The sequence below is a fragment of the Cupriavidus sp. LA-1 genome, from assembly GCF_055385985.1.
The window spans coordinates 742,985-757,422 of the sequence record NZ_AP031387.1; the positions used below are offsets into that span (position 1 = coordinate 742,985).

The window sequence follows — 14,438 nt, forward strand, 5'->3', positions numbered from 1 at the left end:
GGGCTGCGAGTTCAAGTCCGGCGCCGCACACAGCGCGCCGCGGACGTGGGCTGGCGCACAAAGCAGGGCGGCCGTGCCGCCCATAAAACAACAAGCAGGAGACAAACGTCATGCTCATCGAGCAGATCGAACACCGCTGGCTGGCGGCGTTCCGGCGCACGCTGGAACTCTGTGCCCTGCAGGGCGGGGATGTCGTCGGGATTGTAACGGAGTCGCAATCCCGCCCTGTCAACGTGGCCTTGGCCGAGCTGGCGGTGCAGTCGCTGGGTGCCGCGCCGGTACGCATCCAGGTACCGACACCGCCACTGAGCGCGCCCGCGCCGGTGCGCTCGACCGGCGCCAGCGATGCCTTGCAGAACCTTGCCCCGGTGGTGGCGGCGCTGTCGCGCTGCCACCTGGTGCTGGACTGCACCGTGGAAGGCCTGCTGCATGCGCCGGAGCTGCCGCTGATCCTGCGCGGCGCCGACGGCGTGGTGCCGCGCATGCTGATGGTCAGCAACGAACACCCCGAGATCCTGGAACGCTGCCAGCCCGACCCGGCGCTGGAAGGCACCGTGCGCGCGGCGATGAAGCGCCTGCGCGGCGCGCGCGAGATGCGCGTGCATTCCGCCGCCGGCACCGAGCTGCGCATCGGGCTGGCCGATGCGCGTGTGGGCGGGGTCTGGGGCTTCTGCAACAAGCCCGGCCAGGTCTCGCACTGGCCCGGCGGCCTGTGCCTGGCGTTCCCGGCCAGCCGCCAGGTCAACGGCACGCTGGTGCTGGCGCCGGGCGACGTCAACCTGACCTTCAAGACCTACCTGCGCGATACCGTGGTCTGTCATATCGAAGACGACTATATCGTCGGTGTCGAGGGGCAGGGCGTGGATGCTGACATGATGCGCGGCTATTACCAGGCCTGGGCCGACCGCGAGGGCACGCGTGACGCGTATGCGGTCTCGCACGTCGGCTGGGGCCTGAACCGGATGGCCCGCTGGGATGCGATGACCTTCTACGACAAGCGCGACTGCAACGGCACCGAACTGCGCGCGTTCGCCGGCAACTTCCTGTTTTCGACCGGCGCCAACGAAGTGGCCGGGCGGCATACGCTGGGCCATTTCGACCTGCCGCTGCGCAACTGCACGGTATCGCTGGATGGCCGCGCCGAGGTCGAAGCAGGCACGCTGGCGGAGGTGGCCGCATGAGCGCAACCGCGACGACAGCGACGATGGCACGCCACGCCAACGGCATCGCCATGCTGGCCTGGGGCGATGGCCCGGTGGCAGTGGTGATGCTGCACGGCATCGGCGGCGGCAAGGCGGCCTGGCCCGCGCAGGGCGAGGCGCTGGCGCAGGCGGGCTACCGCGCCGTGGCCTGGGACATGCCCGGCTATGGCGACAGCGCCCTGATCGACCCCTATGACTTCGACGGACTGGCACAGGCGCTGGCCCCATTGCTGCAGGCCGAGCGCGATGCCGGCCGGCGCGTGGTGCTGCTGGGCCACAGCATGGGCGGCATGGTTGCGCAGCAGGCCTGCGCGGCCACGCCCGCGCTGATCGACGGCATGGTGCTGTCGGGCACCTCGCCCGCCTTTGGCAAGGGCGACGGGCCCTGGCAGCGCGAGTTCATCGCCGCGCGCACCGCGCCGCTGGACGCCGGCAAGACCATGGCCGAGATGGCCGCCGGGCTGGTGCGCACGATGGTCGCGCCCGATGCCGATGCGCAGGCTGTGGCCTTCGCCACGGCGGTGATGGCGGCGGTGCCGGCGCCCACCTACCGCGCGGCGCTGGGCGCGCTGGTGCGCTTCAACCAGCGCGACGCGCTGGCGCGCATCGCGGTGCCGGTGCTGGCGCTGGCCGGGCAGCACGATACCAATGCCGCACCCGAGGTGATGGAGCGGATGGCGCAGCGCATTGCGGGCGCCGAGTACCGCTGCCTGCCGGATGTCGGCCACCTGGCATGCATGGAGCGGCCCCCGCTGTTCAACGCGGCGGTGCTGGATTTCCTGCGCCTGCGCTTCCCCGTGCACTGACCCGCGCCACCTTCCGGCGACGCTAAACAAGAACCACCGCCGCGCCGCCGCCCCGCATCCGGCGCGCGCAGGAACACAGGAGACCGCGACATGCCATCCGGCCAGCTCGACTTCATCCCCGCCGTCGGTACGGCGGACTTCACCCCGCAACAAGCGCGCCTGCTGGCGCTGGCCAACCGCCTGGGCCGCGAGCGCTTTGCGGCGCGCGCGGCCACCTGGGACCGCGAGGCCAGCTTCCCGTTCGCCAACTATGACGACCTGCGCGAGGCCGGCCTGCTGGCCCTGTGCGTGCCGCAGGCGTTCGGCGGCGAAGGCGCTGACTTTGCCACCTACTGCATGGTGGGCGCCGAGATCGGCCGCTTCTGCGGCGCCACCGCGCTCACGTACAACATGCATATCTGCTCGACCATGTGGACCGGCATGCTGTCCGACGGCATCGACATGACGGCCGGGCAGCGTGCCGAGCACGAAGCCCGGCGTGAGTTGCACTTCGCGCGCGTGGTGGGCGACGGCGCGGTCTATGCGCAGCCGTTCTCCGAAGGCTCCGCCGCGGCCGCGGGCAAGGCGCCGTTCGGCACCACCGCGCGCAAGGTCGAGGGCGGCTGGGTGCTGAACGGGCGCAAGATCTTCGCCTCGCTGTCGGGTGCGGCCGACTATTACGGCATCCTGTGCACCGAGGATCGCGGCGACCATCATCCCGACATGCGCGACACGCTCTATATCGCCGTGCCCGGCAAGGCGGACGGGCTGACCGTGACCGGCGACTGGGACCCGATGGGCATGCGCGGCACGGTGTCGCGCACGCTGCTGCTCAAGGACGTATTCGTGCCTGACCAGGAGCAGCTGATGCCGCGCGGCGTGTACTACCGCGCCGCGCAGACCTGGCCGGCGATGTTCTTCACGCTGTCGCCCACCTACCTGGGCGTGGCGCAGGCTGCCTACGACTTCACCGTGCAGTACCTGCGCGGCGAGGTGCCGGACCAGCCGCCGGTCAAGCGCCGCATGTACCCGACCAAGCAGATCGCGGTGGCGCAGATGCGGATCCAGCTGGAAAATATGCGCTCGATCTTCTGGCGCGTGATCCATGAGGCGAAGCCCAATCCCACCAAGGATGAGCGCCTGCGCCTGTATGCGGCGCACTACACCGTGATGGAGGGCGCCAACGATATCGCCCGGCTGGCCATCCGCACCTGCGGCGGGCAGTCGATGCTCAAGGACCTGCCGCTGGAGCGGCTTTACCGCGATTCGCGCTGCGGCGCGCTGATGCTGCCCTGGACCGCCGAGCTGATCCTCGACCGCATGGGCCGCGAGACCCTGTACGAATCCGGCGAGCGCGACGAATGAGCGCCGCCCGCCGCGCCATGCGTGCGGGCGCCGCCGGGCTGGGCGCGCTGCCGGCCATGCTGCATGGCCATGCCGCCGCTACACCCGGGCGGGCGGCCTTGCACTACCTCGGCCGCTCCTTCACCTACGGCAAGCTGTGGCGGCGCGTGGAGCGCGCCAGCGCCCATCTTGCGGCGACGTGGGGCATCCGCGCGGGCGACCGCGTCGGCACGCTGTGCCTGAACCACGAGCTGCAACTGGTGCTGCTGTTCGCCTGCGCGCGCGTCGGGGCGATGCTCACGCCGCTGAACTACCGGCTCGCGCCCGCCGAGCTGCGCACCATCGCTGGCCATGCGCAACTGGCCGCGCTGTTCCATGACGAGCACCATGAAGCCTTGGCGCGGGAGGCCGGCGCTGGCTGCCAGGTCGCCCGTCTTGACCGGCTGATCGACCACCCGGCGCCATTCGGCGTGGTCCATCCGCAGGTGCCGGACGATGCGCCGCTGCTGCTGGCCTATACCTCCGGCACTACCGGCAAGCCCAAGGGCGCGGTGCACACCCAGGCCGGATTGCTGGCCAATGCGCGCGCCAGCTGGTGGGCGCATGGCATGACGGCGCACGACCACGTGCTGTCGGTGCTGCCGATGTTCCATGTCGGCGGCCTGTGCATCCAGACGCTGCCCGCGCTGCTGGCCGGCGCGCAGGTCACGCTGCATGACCGCTTTGCGCCACAGGCATGGCTCGATGCGGTGGCGCAGGCACGGCCGAGCCTGGCGCTGATGGTGCCGGCGACGCTGCGCGCGGTGCTGGAGCATCCTGGCTGGCCCGGTGCCGACCTGTCGGCGCTGCGCGGCGTGATGGCGGGCTCGTCGACCATCCCGCTGTCGTATATCGCAGCCTTCCATGCCCGCGGCGTGCCGCTGGGGCAGGTCTATGGCGCGACCGAGACCGGTCCGGTGTCGGTGGTGCTGAAGCTGGAGGATGCGATGGCCCGGCCCGGCTATGCCGGCTGGCCGCAGCCGGAAGCCGAAGTCCGCCTGGCCGGCGCGGATGGCGCCGAGGTGGCGCAGGGCGAGGTCGGCGAACTGTGGGTGCGCGGCACCAATGTGATGGCGGGGTACTGGAACCAGGCCGACAAGGGCCTGCCCGGCGGCTGGTTCCGTTCCGGCGACCTCGCGCACTGCGATGCCGACGGCTGCATCGAAGTGGTCGGGCGCAGCAAGGACATGATCATCTCGGGTGGCGAGAACATCTATCCCGCTGAGATCGAGAACGTGCTGGTCGGCCTGCCCGGCGTGCAGGAGTGCGCGGTAGTCGGCGTGGCCGATGCGCGCTGGGGCGAGGTGCCGGTGGCGGTGATCGTGCCCGCGCCGGGCGCGCCGCCCGAAGCACTGGCGGCGGAGCCGCTGCGTGAACTGCTGGCGACCCGCATCGCCCGCTTCAAGCTGCCGCGCGAGGTGGTGCTGCTGGACGACCTGCCGCGCAGCGCGCTGGGCAAGGTGCTCAAGCCGCAACTGCGCGCGATGCTGGAGGCGCAGCGCCAGCCTGGCTGAATCCGGTGCAAGGGGGCTGATCTGCGCTTATGCTTGAGTCCGTGAAACCACGAACGAGCAAGGGAGCTGCGCAAATGGAACATGGACTTGAAACGGCCACGCTGGGGGGCGGATGCTTCTGGTGCCTGGAAGCGGTCTACCAGCAGGTGGAGGGCGTGGTGGCGGTGGAGTCCGGCTATACCGGCGGCCATGTGAATCACCCGACTTACCAGCAGGTTTGCGAGGGGAATACGGGCCATGCCGAGGTGGTGCGCGTTACGTTCGATCCTTCGGTGATCAACTACCGGGAAATCCTCGGGATCTTCTTTGCCATCCATGATCCGACCACACCGGACCGGCAAGGGAACGATGTCGGGACGCAGTATCGGTCGGCAATCTTTACGAATTCGGAGGCGCAGCGGGCGACGGCGGAATACGTGATGCGGGAACTGGCTGCTGCCAAGGTGTTTGATGCGCCGATCGTGACGCAGGTTGAGCCGGAGCAGCCGTACTGGCGTGCGGAGGTGAGCCACCAGAACTACTACCAGGACAATCCGAGCCAGGGGTATTGTGCGTTCGTGATTTCGCCGAAGCTGGCCAAGTTCCGGAAGCAGTTTGGGGCGAAGTTGAAGAAGTAGGTGCTGTTTCGCCGGCCTGGCCGGCGAGTCATATCAGCCAATTCACCCTTCCAGCCTCGCAACGATCGCCTCGGCCAGCCGCACGCAACTGAGCGGCGCGCAGCCTTCGGCGTTGTTGCTGACGATGACAATGGCCGGCTGCCCGGCGCGCAGCGTGCGCGCCACCACGTCGGCAATGGCATGACGGGTGTCGGGGTCGTCGTCGACGATGCGGTCGAAGGGCGCGTACAGCTTTTCCGCGTACGCATAGGGCCGGCCCCCATGCAGCATCCAGCGCAGGATCAGCGGACCCGCCGCTTCCTCATCCATCAGCGCCTGCGCCGCGGCCTGGCGCGGCACCGGCGGCAGGCGGTCGCGCGCCGCCAGGCAGAAGCGCACGCCGTGGCGGCGCAGCAGCCGGATGTAGCGCGGTGTCAGCAGCGCCGGGTCGCGCAGTTCCACGGTGTAGCAGGCATGCGGAGTGATCGACGGATCGAGCGGCGGCAGCGCGCCCAGGAAGGCGTCGAGCCGCTCCAGGAATACCGCGCTGTCGGCCAGCGGGCCCATCGGCGACAGCTGGAACAGCAGCGGCCCGCACTTGCTTCCTAACCCGCTGGTGGCCGGCACGACGAAGTCGCGCACCGCGATCTCCGCGTCCAGGAAGGCGGCGTTGGCCAGCCGGCCGGCGCCGTCGGAGCCGCGCAGCCAGGCATCGCAGACGCTGGCCGGTGCCTTGACCAGGAAGCGGAAGCCATCGGGCACCTGCGCGGCGTAGGACAGGTAGTCCGCCAGCGGGATCGGCCCGTAGAAGCCGCGGTCGATGCCGGCGGCGCGCAGCAGGGGGTGGCGCGAATAGGCGGCCAGGCCCTTGCGCGACAGCAGGCTGTCGCCGTACTCGCCGTCGTAGACCAGCCCGTTCCAGCCGGGGTAGGCCCAGGAGGACGTGCCGAAATAGAGGTCCGATGGCAGCCGCGCGCCCAGCGCGCGCAGGGCTTCGTCTGCCTGTGCGGGCTGCACGCTCTTGCCGCGTGCCGGCTTGCCGGAGGGGTCGGGCGGGGCGGCCGCGCCATTGTGGGAGGCGGGCCGTTCCGGAGGGGCAGGTGGGGCGGGCAGTGGCAGCCCGCCGAAGAGGTCTTCAGTCAATCGCCAGCGTCACCTTCAGTCTTTGTTGCCAATGGGTTGGTCATAGATATAGCGGCGCGACCACGGCAGCGTGCTCGCCGGTAGCCCGGCCTTGTGGCAGACCACCTGGTAGATCGCCATCTTTTCCGTATCGAAGGCATGCGCGCAGCCGGCCAGGTAGACGCGCCAGATGCGGTATTTCTTCTCGCCGACCAGGCTGCGGATGGTGTCGCCGCGGGCCTCGAAGTTTTCCGCCCAGTGGTGCAGCGTGCGCGCGTAGTGGCGGCGCAGCAGCTCGACGTCGAAGGCTTCCAGGCCGCCTTGCTGCATCGTGCGCAGCACCAGTCCGATATGCGGCAGCTCACCCTGCGGGAACACGTAGCGGTCCATGAACTCGGCGCCGTCCATCGGCGTCGCGCCGTTGTCCGGGTCGGGCGAGGTGATGCCGTGATTCATCGCATAGCCGTCGTCGGCCAGCAGTTCGCGGATGCGGCGGAAGTAGCCGGGCAGGTTGTCCTTGCCCACATGCTCGAACATGCCGACGCTGGTGATGCGGTCGAAGGTGCCGGCGGTGTCGCGGTAGTCCTGCAGCCGGATCTCGATGCGGTCGGACAGGCCCGCGGCCCTGACGCGCTCGGTGGCCAGGTCGAACTGGTTCTGCGACAGCGTGATGCCCACGCAGCGCGCGCCGAACTTCTGCGCCGCGCGCAGCACCAGCGCGCCCCAGCCGCAGCCGATATCGAGCAGGGTCTGGTTCGGCTGCAGCCGGATCTTGGTCAGGATGTGGTCGATCTTCTTGATCTGCGCGGTGGCCAGGTCTTCGTCGCCGTGCTCGAAGTAGGCGCAGGAGTAGACCATGTTGGGGTCGAGCCAGAGCTGGTAGAAGTCGTTGGAGACGTCGTAGTGGTACTGGATCGACGCCTTGTCTTCCTGCTTGCTATGCGTGAAGTGCTGCGCCACCTTGTACAGCACGCCGCCGGCGCGGCGCGTGGCCGCGGCCGATAAACCGTAGGCGACCTTGATGATGTCGGCCAGCCTGCCATCGAAGTCGATCTTTTCCTGCACATACGCTTCGCCCAGGTTGTCCAGGCTTGGCGTGAGCAGCAGGGGCAGTGCCGTGGCCTCGCGCACGGTCAGCGTGACGGCCGGCTCGTCGAAGTGCCCGAGCGGGTATTCGGTGCCGTTCCACAGCCGCAAGCTGACCGGCAGATTGGCATTCTCTCGCAGGTCGGCGATCCAGTTGTCGAGTTGCTTTTCCAGGGCTTGCTTGAAAAACATGCGCTTTACCTCCCGATGGTTGCGGCACACGCTTCGGCCGACGCATCAGGCAAGGCTGGTACTGCGCTGGAACCTTGCCCGATCCGTCACGAGCGCTGCAAGAAAAGAGTAGCCAAGCGACGCCTGTCTCACTTTAGTCCAATTCCGCAACTTGTGCAGCGCACCGTCCAGAAGACCCCACTACCGGCCTGTTCGGCGCTGTTGGCGCGCGTTCCGGCGTGCCAGCCCCCTCAGGGCGACAGCCGCACGATCTGCCAGTCGCCGCCGGGTTGCAGGCGGAAGGCGATGCGGTCGTGCAGCCGCGAGGGGCGGCCCTGCCAGAACTCCAGCGCGGTCGGCACCACGCGGTAGCCGCCCCAGTAGGGCGGGCGCGGCGGGTTTTCGCCGAACTTGCTGCGGTATTCCTGCTCGCGCTGCTCCAGCACGTCGCGGCCGGGCACCTCGCGGCTTTGCGCGGAGGCCCATGCGCCCACCCGCGAGCCCAGCGGGCGCGTGGCGAAATAGGCGTCGCTCTCGTCGTCCGTGACTTTCTCGACGCGGCCTTCGACGCGCACCTGGCGCTCCAGCTGGACCCAGTGGAACAGCAGCGCGGCGCGCGGGTTTGCCGCCAGGTCCAGGCCCTTGCGGCTTTCGTAGTTGGTGTAGAAGGTGAAGCCCCGGTCGTCGATGCCCTTGAGCAGCACGATGCGCGCGGACGGCTGGCCGTCGGCGTCGACCGTGGCCAGGGTCATGGCGTTGGGTTCGGGCAGCTTGGCCGTGACCGCCTCGTCGAACCAGCGTTTGAACTGGCTCATCGGGTCGGGGGCCACGTCGGTTTCGGACAGCGAGCCCAGCACATAGGTGCGGCGAAGGTCGGCAAGTTGAGTCATGTCGCAATCATCAGGATATCGGTCGGGAAGCGCGGTGCGCCCGGGGGCGGGGGCCGCAGGTCCGGCTGATTCGAGTATAGCGAATGCATCGGGGATCGCATTTGCGTGGCGACAAGCGTATCGGTGTCAGCACCCGCGGCGGGTGTCAAACCGGCGGCGGCAGCACCTAGCGCCCCTGTCGCCGCGAATAGTAGCCGGCGGCGCCCATCGCCCCCGCCATCGACAGGAAGATCGGCAGCATGCCCAACGCCGTGCCGACCACGCCGAAGGTGAGCGGCCACACGACCTGGCTGGTGTTGAGCACCGCCGAGCGCAGCCCCAGCGCCTCGCCGGCGCGGCCATGCGGCGACACCGTGTGCAGGATGTTCATGACATTGGGCTGGGCACTGCCCAGCGCCAGTCCCAGCACGAAGGCCAGCGCGCACATCAGCCAGAACTGCGCCACGAAGGGGTAGGCCAGGTAGGCCAGCGCGCCCACCAGCAGTGCGGCGCGGATGATCTTCCACTCGGAGAGCCGGCGTGACACCGCCGGCATCGCCACGCGGATGGCAAAGGTGGCAATGGCGAAGGCGCCCAGCACCCAGCCGATCGACGACGGCGACAGGCCGATGCGCGAGCCCTGGATCGGGATCAGGAAGGCGTGCAGGTCCCACGCGGCCGACAGCACCGCGCTGGCGATGAATACCGCGCGCAGTTCGGGATGCTGCAGCAAGTCCAGCGTGGAGCGGCGGCTGCCGTCCTCGATGGCGATGCGCCCGGCGTTGCCGCCTTGCGCGGGCAGGCGCGGACGCACCCACTGCAGGCCGGCCTGGCCGACCAGCGCCACCGCCACCAGCACCATGAAGGCGGGGCGGAAACCCGCGTGCTCGATCACGTAGCCCATCGCCACCGGGCCCACGGTGCCGGACACCGACAGCCCCAGCGCATGCCAGGTGTAGTTGCGCAGCCGGGAGTCGTTGGTGGAGACCTGGCCGATCAGCAGCTGCATCGCCACCTGGACCAGCATGAAGCCAACGCCGATCAGGGCGCACGACAGGTACAGCGAGCCAATGTCGTGCCACAGCGCCGGCAGCAGCGTGCCCGCCACCACCATCAGCGAGCCCGCGGTCATCGGCTTGCGCGGCCCGATTTCGTCGATGCGCTTGCCGGCGCGGATCGCCAGCAGCATCGGCAGCACCGCGTACAGCGACATCAGCACGCCGAGCGTGACGGTGGAAGCCTTGAGGGAAATCGCGAACAGCGACACCACTACGCGGCTGGCATTGAAGGCCACGTGGTTGCACACCGTCAGTGCGATCAGCCAGGTGATCGGCGGGACGGCGGTGTGCGTCAGCGTCATGGGGGCGGGGCGGCGAGTGGCGTCGTGGGGCCGCGCCCGGTGGCGGCCGGCGGCCGGGCCGAGGCGGAAAAACAAGGGCGGCCGTGGCCGCGCCTTTCGAAGGAGGCTACCCGGGCGAGCCCGTGCCGCATCCAATGCTTGCCATGCTTAAACTTCTTGTAAATGGCCATTTAATTATGCGCCTGCCGGAGGGCGCGGCACAACGGCTGCGTGTGGCGAGTTGTCGCAGGGGCGGCAAAGTGTTGCGAATTTGCTTCAGCGCATCCGCTATGGATCCTGAAGTCGCTGTCCGGATGGCGTCGGGAAGTCGCTGGCCGCATTCAGCATTGGCTACGGCGCGGTGCCTGCGGGCTAAGCGCCCCGGTAGAACGCGTCGTTGTTCGGCCGCGGCGGTGGGGGTGCGCGATGGCCGCCGAGCCTGCTTTGCTTGCGTTCGTGGACACCCGCCGGCTTGCCGTGCCGGGCCACCGCGGCCGCCGGCGCAACGGGTTTGGCGGCGGGCGCGCGGGGGGCCTTCGGGTCCTTGTAGGTCTTGCCGGGCGGCGGCGCGGTGGGGCGCTTGCGCAGGTCGGCCAGCAGCGTCGCGCACTGGTTGTCGTCGCTGCCCGGCGACAGGTCGACCAGCGGCAACACCGCCGTGGCCACCGGCGCCAGCAGTGCCAGCGACAGGGCGCCGCCGGCGCGCAGCGCGAGCACGCCGATGTCGGGGCTGACAGACGGCTTCTTCATGGTGCCGCCCACGTACAACGGCGAGCGCAGCGAGAACACGCGCAGGCCCCTGGAGTCCGGGTGGATGGTCAGCGCCAGCCTTTCATTGCGCAGGTCGATGCCGCCGGTGGTCTCGATCACCGCGTCCTGCGTATCCAGCACGAAGGTGCGGGCGCGTGCGATGCCGTCGGTGAAGGTAAAGTCGCTGACGCCGCAGTTGATCTGCACCGTCTTGTCGCCGAACAGCTTGCGGATCACCACGCTGCCCACGTTCAGCCCCATCGCTTCAAGCAGGAACTTGCTGATCGTGCCGTTCTCGACCAGCAGCCTGGCTTCGCCATTGGACGAGCTCATCAGCGCCGCCACCGAATTGCCGGTAGCCGAAAGCTTGGCACTGCCATTGAGTTCGCCAATGCTGGCGCGCATCAGGTCGAAGGTAGGGAACAGCTGCTTGAGCTTCATGCGCCGCGCGGTCATGTCGACCATGGCGCCCATCGGCTCGCGCTTGCCGTCCAGCCTGATGGTCGACACCAGGTTGCCGCCAGCCACGCCGAAATTGAGCGGATCGAGCAGCAGCACGCCGTCCTGCAGCTTCAGGTGCGTGACCAGGTCGGTGACTGGCAGCGAGGCATCGCGGATGATGCGCTTGCCGGTAAAGTGCACGTCGGCATCGATCTCGTCCCAGCGCTCGGTGCGGAACGGGGCCACTGGCAGCACCTTGTCGGCGGGCTGGGCCACGGGGCTGTCCTTGGCCGGGCGGCCGGGCTCGGCATTGGCGCCGATCAGCGGAGCGAGGTCGACAAAGCGCAACTGGTCCGATACCAGGTTGCCCGCCAGGAGCGGGCGCGGGTCGCGCTTGGTGAAGGTCAGCGTGCCGGACAGGTCGCTGCCGCCGACGCGGCCGGTGAAATTCTGGTACTCGTAGATCGAGCCTTCCTTGCGCAGCGTCGCCATCAGCCGGCCGCGGGTCTGGTACGGCGGCGTCGACGGCAGCACCACGCCGGTCAGCGCGTAGAGCCTGGCCATGCTGTCGCCGGAGAGGGTCAGGTGCACGTCCAGCGCGGCCAGGTGGGCCGGGTTGGTCACGGTGCCTTCGATCTGCGCGCGCGTGGTGCCCACGCGCACATCGGCCTGGATCGGGAAGGGCAGGTCGGCATTGCGCAGGCTCAGCACCGTGCCGGCCTTGCCGGTGGCATTGATGGTGGCGTCGTTGTAGCGGCCGGTGGCTTTCCAGCGCATGCCGTAGCGGCCGCTGGCGGCAGCGGCCGTCGCGGATGCCGGGCCGGCGGTCGCCGGCGCCGATGCCGCCTCGGGTGCGCTGGCAGGCGGCCCGGGCGCCACCGCGGAGGACTGCGGTGGGATCAGCGCGCCGTCGCGTGCCTTGTCATAGAGCGCGGCGTTGCCGATGGTGTCGAGCTCGGCATGGAGTTCGATCTTTTTGAACTGGTCTGTCAGCGCCAGGTCGCCGCGCGCCAGCACCACCTCGCCGATATCCAGTTGCCATTTGGACTTGCCGGTCTTGGGGCCGGTATCGAAGGTCCAGTTGTTGCGGCTGTCGGCCAGCCGCTCCAGCCACACCGCGGGGCTGTCGATGACGATGGTTGGCACGGAGATCTCATGCGTCAGCAGCGGCACCGGGCGCAGCACGAAGATCAGTTCGCGCACGGTTGCCATCTTGGGCTGCGCGGCCCAGTCGGTATTGCCGATGGTGATGTCGCGCGCCGACAGCCGCGGCCATGGCACCAGCGTATGCCAGCCGGTCTCGCCCTCGCCGCGGCGCCAGGTCACGGTCAGGTCGCCATTGATGGCAAAGGGCCTGCCGATGGCCTCCGAGACGCGGTCATTGAGCCAGGGCTTGAGCCGGTTCCAGTCAAAACTCAGGATCACGATCACCAGCAGCGCGATCAGCGCAACCGGTGTCAGGGCACTCAACAGAACGACCTTGCGGCGCACGGGCATGAGGCAGGCTCTCCTGGCTGGCGGCGCGGCCCCGCGGCGCGGGGCGGCGAGCGGGCCACTGCACGTCTATTGTATAGTTGCGCGCTTCCCGCATTTGTCGGGGATTGGCTGACATCACCGCCGGAAAGCGCCGGATTATTTCCCGACGCTGCCGCACGCGGCATGGCCTGTTTCCGGTGACCCGATTCTTTTCGTATGAACGATGCCGCACACGACCTGGCCGGCCTGCCCGAGCCGCTGACCCACGAAAGCCCGGCCGACGATGACTACCACCGCCGCTTCGGCGGCGTCGCGCGGCTCTACGGCGCCGCCGGACTGGCGCGGCTGGAGGCGGCCAGCGTGTGCGTGGTCGGCATCGGCGGGGTCGGCAGCTGGGCGGCCGAGGCGCTGGCGCGCAATGCGGTCGGGCGCATCACGCTGATCGACCTGGACCATATCGCGCTGTCCAACACCAACCGCCAGATCCATGCGCTGGGCGATGCCTACGGGCGCGCCAAGGTCGAGGCCATGGCCGAGCGCATCGTCGCCATCAATCCGCGCTGCCAGGTGGCACAGGTCGACGATTTCGTGACCGAGGACAATGTGCCCGGGCTGCTCGGCGCGGGCTATGACTATGTGATCGACGCCATCGACGTGGTGCGGGTGAAGATCGCCATGCTGGGCTGGGCCCGGCGCCAGGGCGTGCCGGTGATCACTTGCGGCGGCGCTGGCGGCCAGCTTGATCCCACGCGCGTGCGCATCGACGACCTTGCGCGCACCATCCAGGACCCGCTGTTGTCCAAGGTGCGCGCCGGCCTGCGCAAGCAATGGGGCTTCACGCGCGACCCGAAGAAAAAGTTCGGCATTGCCGCGGTCTATTCGGACGAGCCGCTGCAATACCCCGAGCCCGAGCAGCAGGCCTGCGAGATCGACGAGGCGCCGCCGGCGGACGGGCACCCTGGCCAGCCAGCCATGCGTGGTCCGCAAGGGCTGGCGTGCGCGGGCTTCGGCTCGTCGGTGGCGGTGACGGCGGTGTTCGGCTTTGTCGCGGCGTCGGCGGTGATCGGCGCGATCGCGCGCGGCTGAACATCGATGCGCCGCTCAGGCGCTCAGTTTGCGCAATAGTCCGTCGAGCTCCGGCTCGCCCGGGGCCTGGTTGTCGAAGAAGATCAGTTCCGGATAGTCCTCGGATGCCGGCATGAAGCGCCGGGTGCGGTAGGCTTCCCAGTGGTGCAGTTTGTAGGCGTCGTTGGGGTTGCCGCGCCGGATGATGCGGGCATGGGCCTCGTCTTCCGGCAGGTGGACCCAGACCGTGCGCACGGTGGTGCCGGCGGGCACGTGCAGCCAGTCGGGATCGTTCAGCAGGTGGGCCTTGACCTCGCGCGACAGCGGGCCGATCACGATCACGCTGATGCCCAGCGCCAGGTTCTCGCGCGCGGTGTCGAGCAGCCCCTGGTATTCCGGGTCGCGCAGGTTGTCCAGGTAGGCCGGGCTGTCGCGGTCGTCGGGGTCGCCGGTGATGGCGGCCATGGCCGCGGCGCTGTAGCGGCCGTACAGGGTGTCCTTGTCGAGCAGGCAGAAGGGCTCGCCGGTGGCCTGCATCAGCGGGCCGATCAGGCGGTGGGCGAGGGTGGTCTTGCCGGTGCCGGCATGGCCGCAGAAGAAGATCAGTCTTGGCATGAAGCGTAGAGGTGGCGGGCGGGG

Annotated in this window: 12 protein-coding genes; 6 read left to right on the forward strand and 6 right to left on the reverse strand. The window is 69.1% G+C overall.

Annotated elements, in window-relative coordinates; translation table 11 throughout:
- Positions 1-110 precede the first annotated feature (110 nt).
- The 5 genes from ACZ5MJ_RS03580 to msrA all read left to right on the forward strand — a co-directional run bounded on the left by ACZ5MJ_RS03580 (position 111) and on the right by msrA (position 5,501).
- Positions 111-1,181, forward strand: a complete 1,071-nt coding sequence (locus tag ACZ5MJ_RS03580) for a peptidase M29 (protein ID WP_464222461.1) — start codon at positions 111-113, stop codon at positions 1,179-1,181.
- Positions 1,178-2,008 carry an alpha/beta fold hydrolase gene (locus ACZ5MJ_RS03585; protein ID WP_464222462.1) on the forward strand — a complete coding sequence of 277 codons (831 nt, stop codon included), beginning with the start codon at positions 1,178-1,180 and terminating at the stop codon, positions 2,006-2,008. The genes ACZ5MJ_RS03580 and ACZ5MJ_RS03585 overlap by 4 nt, the downstream gene beginning before the upstream one ends.
- Before the next feature lie 90 nt (positions 2,009-2,098).
- Positions 2,099-3,352, forward strand: a complete 1,254-nt coding sequence (locus ACZ5MJ_RS03590) for an acyl-CoA dehydrogenase family protein (RefSeq protein WP_464222463.1) — start codon at positions 2,099-2,101, stop codon at positions 3,350-3,352.
- Entirely contained in the window at positions 3,349-4,884 is a 1,536-nt protein-coding gene (locus tag ACZ5MJ_RS03595; protein ID WP_464222464.1) for a class I adenylate-forming enzyme family protein, read from the forward strand. The genes ACZ5MJ_RS03590 and ACZ5MJ_RS03595 overlap by 4 nt, the downstream gene beginning before the upstream one ends.
- Before the next feature lie 74 nt (positions 4,885-4,958).
- Entirely contained in the window at positions 4,959-5,501 is a 543-nt protein-coding gene (msrA, locus tag ACZ5MJ_RS03600) for a peptide-methionine (S)-S-oxide reductase MsrA (protein WP_464222465.1), read from the forward strand.
- Positions 5,502-5,543: 42 nt separating this feature from the next.
- Here the strand turns inward: msrA and ACZ5MJ_RS03605 are convergent, their stop codons facing one another.
- The 5 genes from ACZ5MJ_RS03605 to ACZ5MJ_RS03625 form a co-directional block, all read right to left on the reverse strand.
- Positions 5,544-6,623: a DUF72 domain-containing protein gene (locus ACZ5MJ_RS03605; RefSeq protein WP_464222467.1), complete on the reverse strand. Its 1,080-nt coding sequence runs from the start codon at positions 6,621-6,623 to the stop codon at positions 5,544-5,546.
- 15 nt (positions 6,624-6,638) lie between these two features.
- Positions 6,639-7,880: a class I SAM-dependent methyltransferase gene (locus ACZ5MJ_RS03610; protein WP_464222468.1), complete on the reverse strand. Its 1,242-nt coding sequence runs from the start codon at positions 7,878-7,880 to the stop codon at positions 6,639-6,641.
- A 230-nt stretch (positions 7,881-8,110) separates the two neighbouring features.
- Positions 8,111-8,749 carry a pyridoxamine 5'-phosphate oxidase gene (pdxH, locus tag ACZ5MJ_RS03615; protein ID WP_078197418.1) on the reverse strand — a complete coding sequence of 213 codons (639 nt, stop codon included), beginning with the start codon at positions 8,747-8,749 and terminating at the stop codon, positions 8,111-8,113.
- Positions 8,750-8,915: 166 nt separating this feature from the next.
- A complete protein-coding gene (locus tag ACZ5MJ_RS03620; protein WP_464222469.1) occupies positions 8,916-10,088 on the reverse strand; it encodes an MFS transporter in 1,173 nt (390 codons plus the stop codon).
- Positions 10,089-10,439: 351 nt separating this feature from the next.
- Positions 10,440-12,755 carry an AsmA family protein gene (locus ACZ5MJ_RS03625; RefSeq protein WP_464222470.1) on the reverse strand — a complete coding sequence of 772 codons (2,316 nt, stop codon included), beginning with the start codon at positions 12,753-12,755 and terminating at the stop codon, positions 10,440-10,442.
- 195 nt (positions 12,756-12,950) lie between these two features.
- Between ACZ5MJ_RS03625 and tcdA the strand changes: the two genes are divergently transcribed.
- Entirely contained in the window at positions 12,951-13,820 is an 870-nt protein-coding gene (gene tcdA / locus ACZ5MJ_RS03630) for a tRNA cyclic N6-threonylcarbamoyladenosine(37) synthase TcdA (RefSeq protein WP_464222471.1), read from the forward strand.
- A gap of 15 nt (positions 13,821-13,835) precedes the next feature.
- On the opposite strand, the gene ACZ5MJ_RS03635 is transcribed toward tcdA, so the two are convergent.
- Positions 13,836-14,414, reverse strand: a complete 579-nt coding sequence (locus ACZ5MJ_RS03635) for a P-loop nucleotide/nucleoside kinase family protein (protein ID WP_464222472.1) — start codon at positions 14,412-14,414, stop codon at positions 13,836-13,838.
- Between the last annotated feature and the right edge of the window lie 24 nt (positions 14,415-14,438).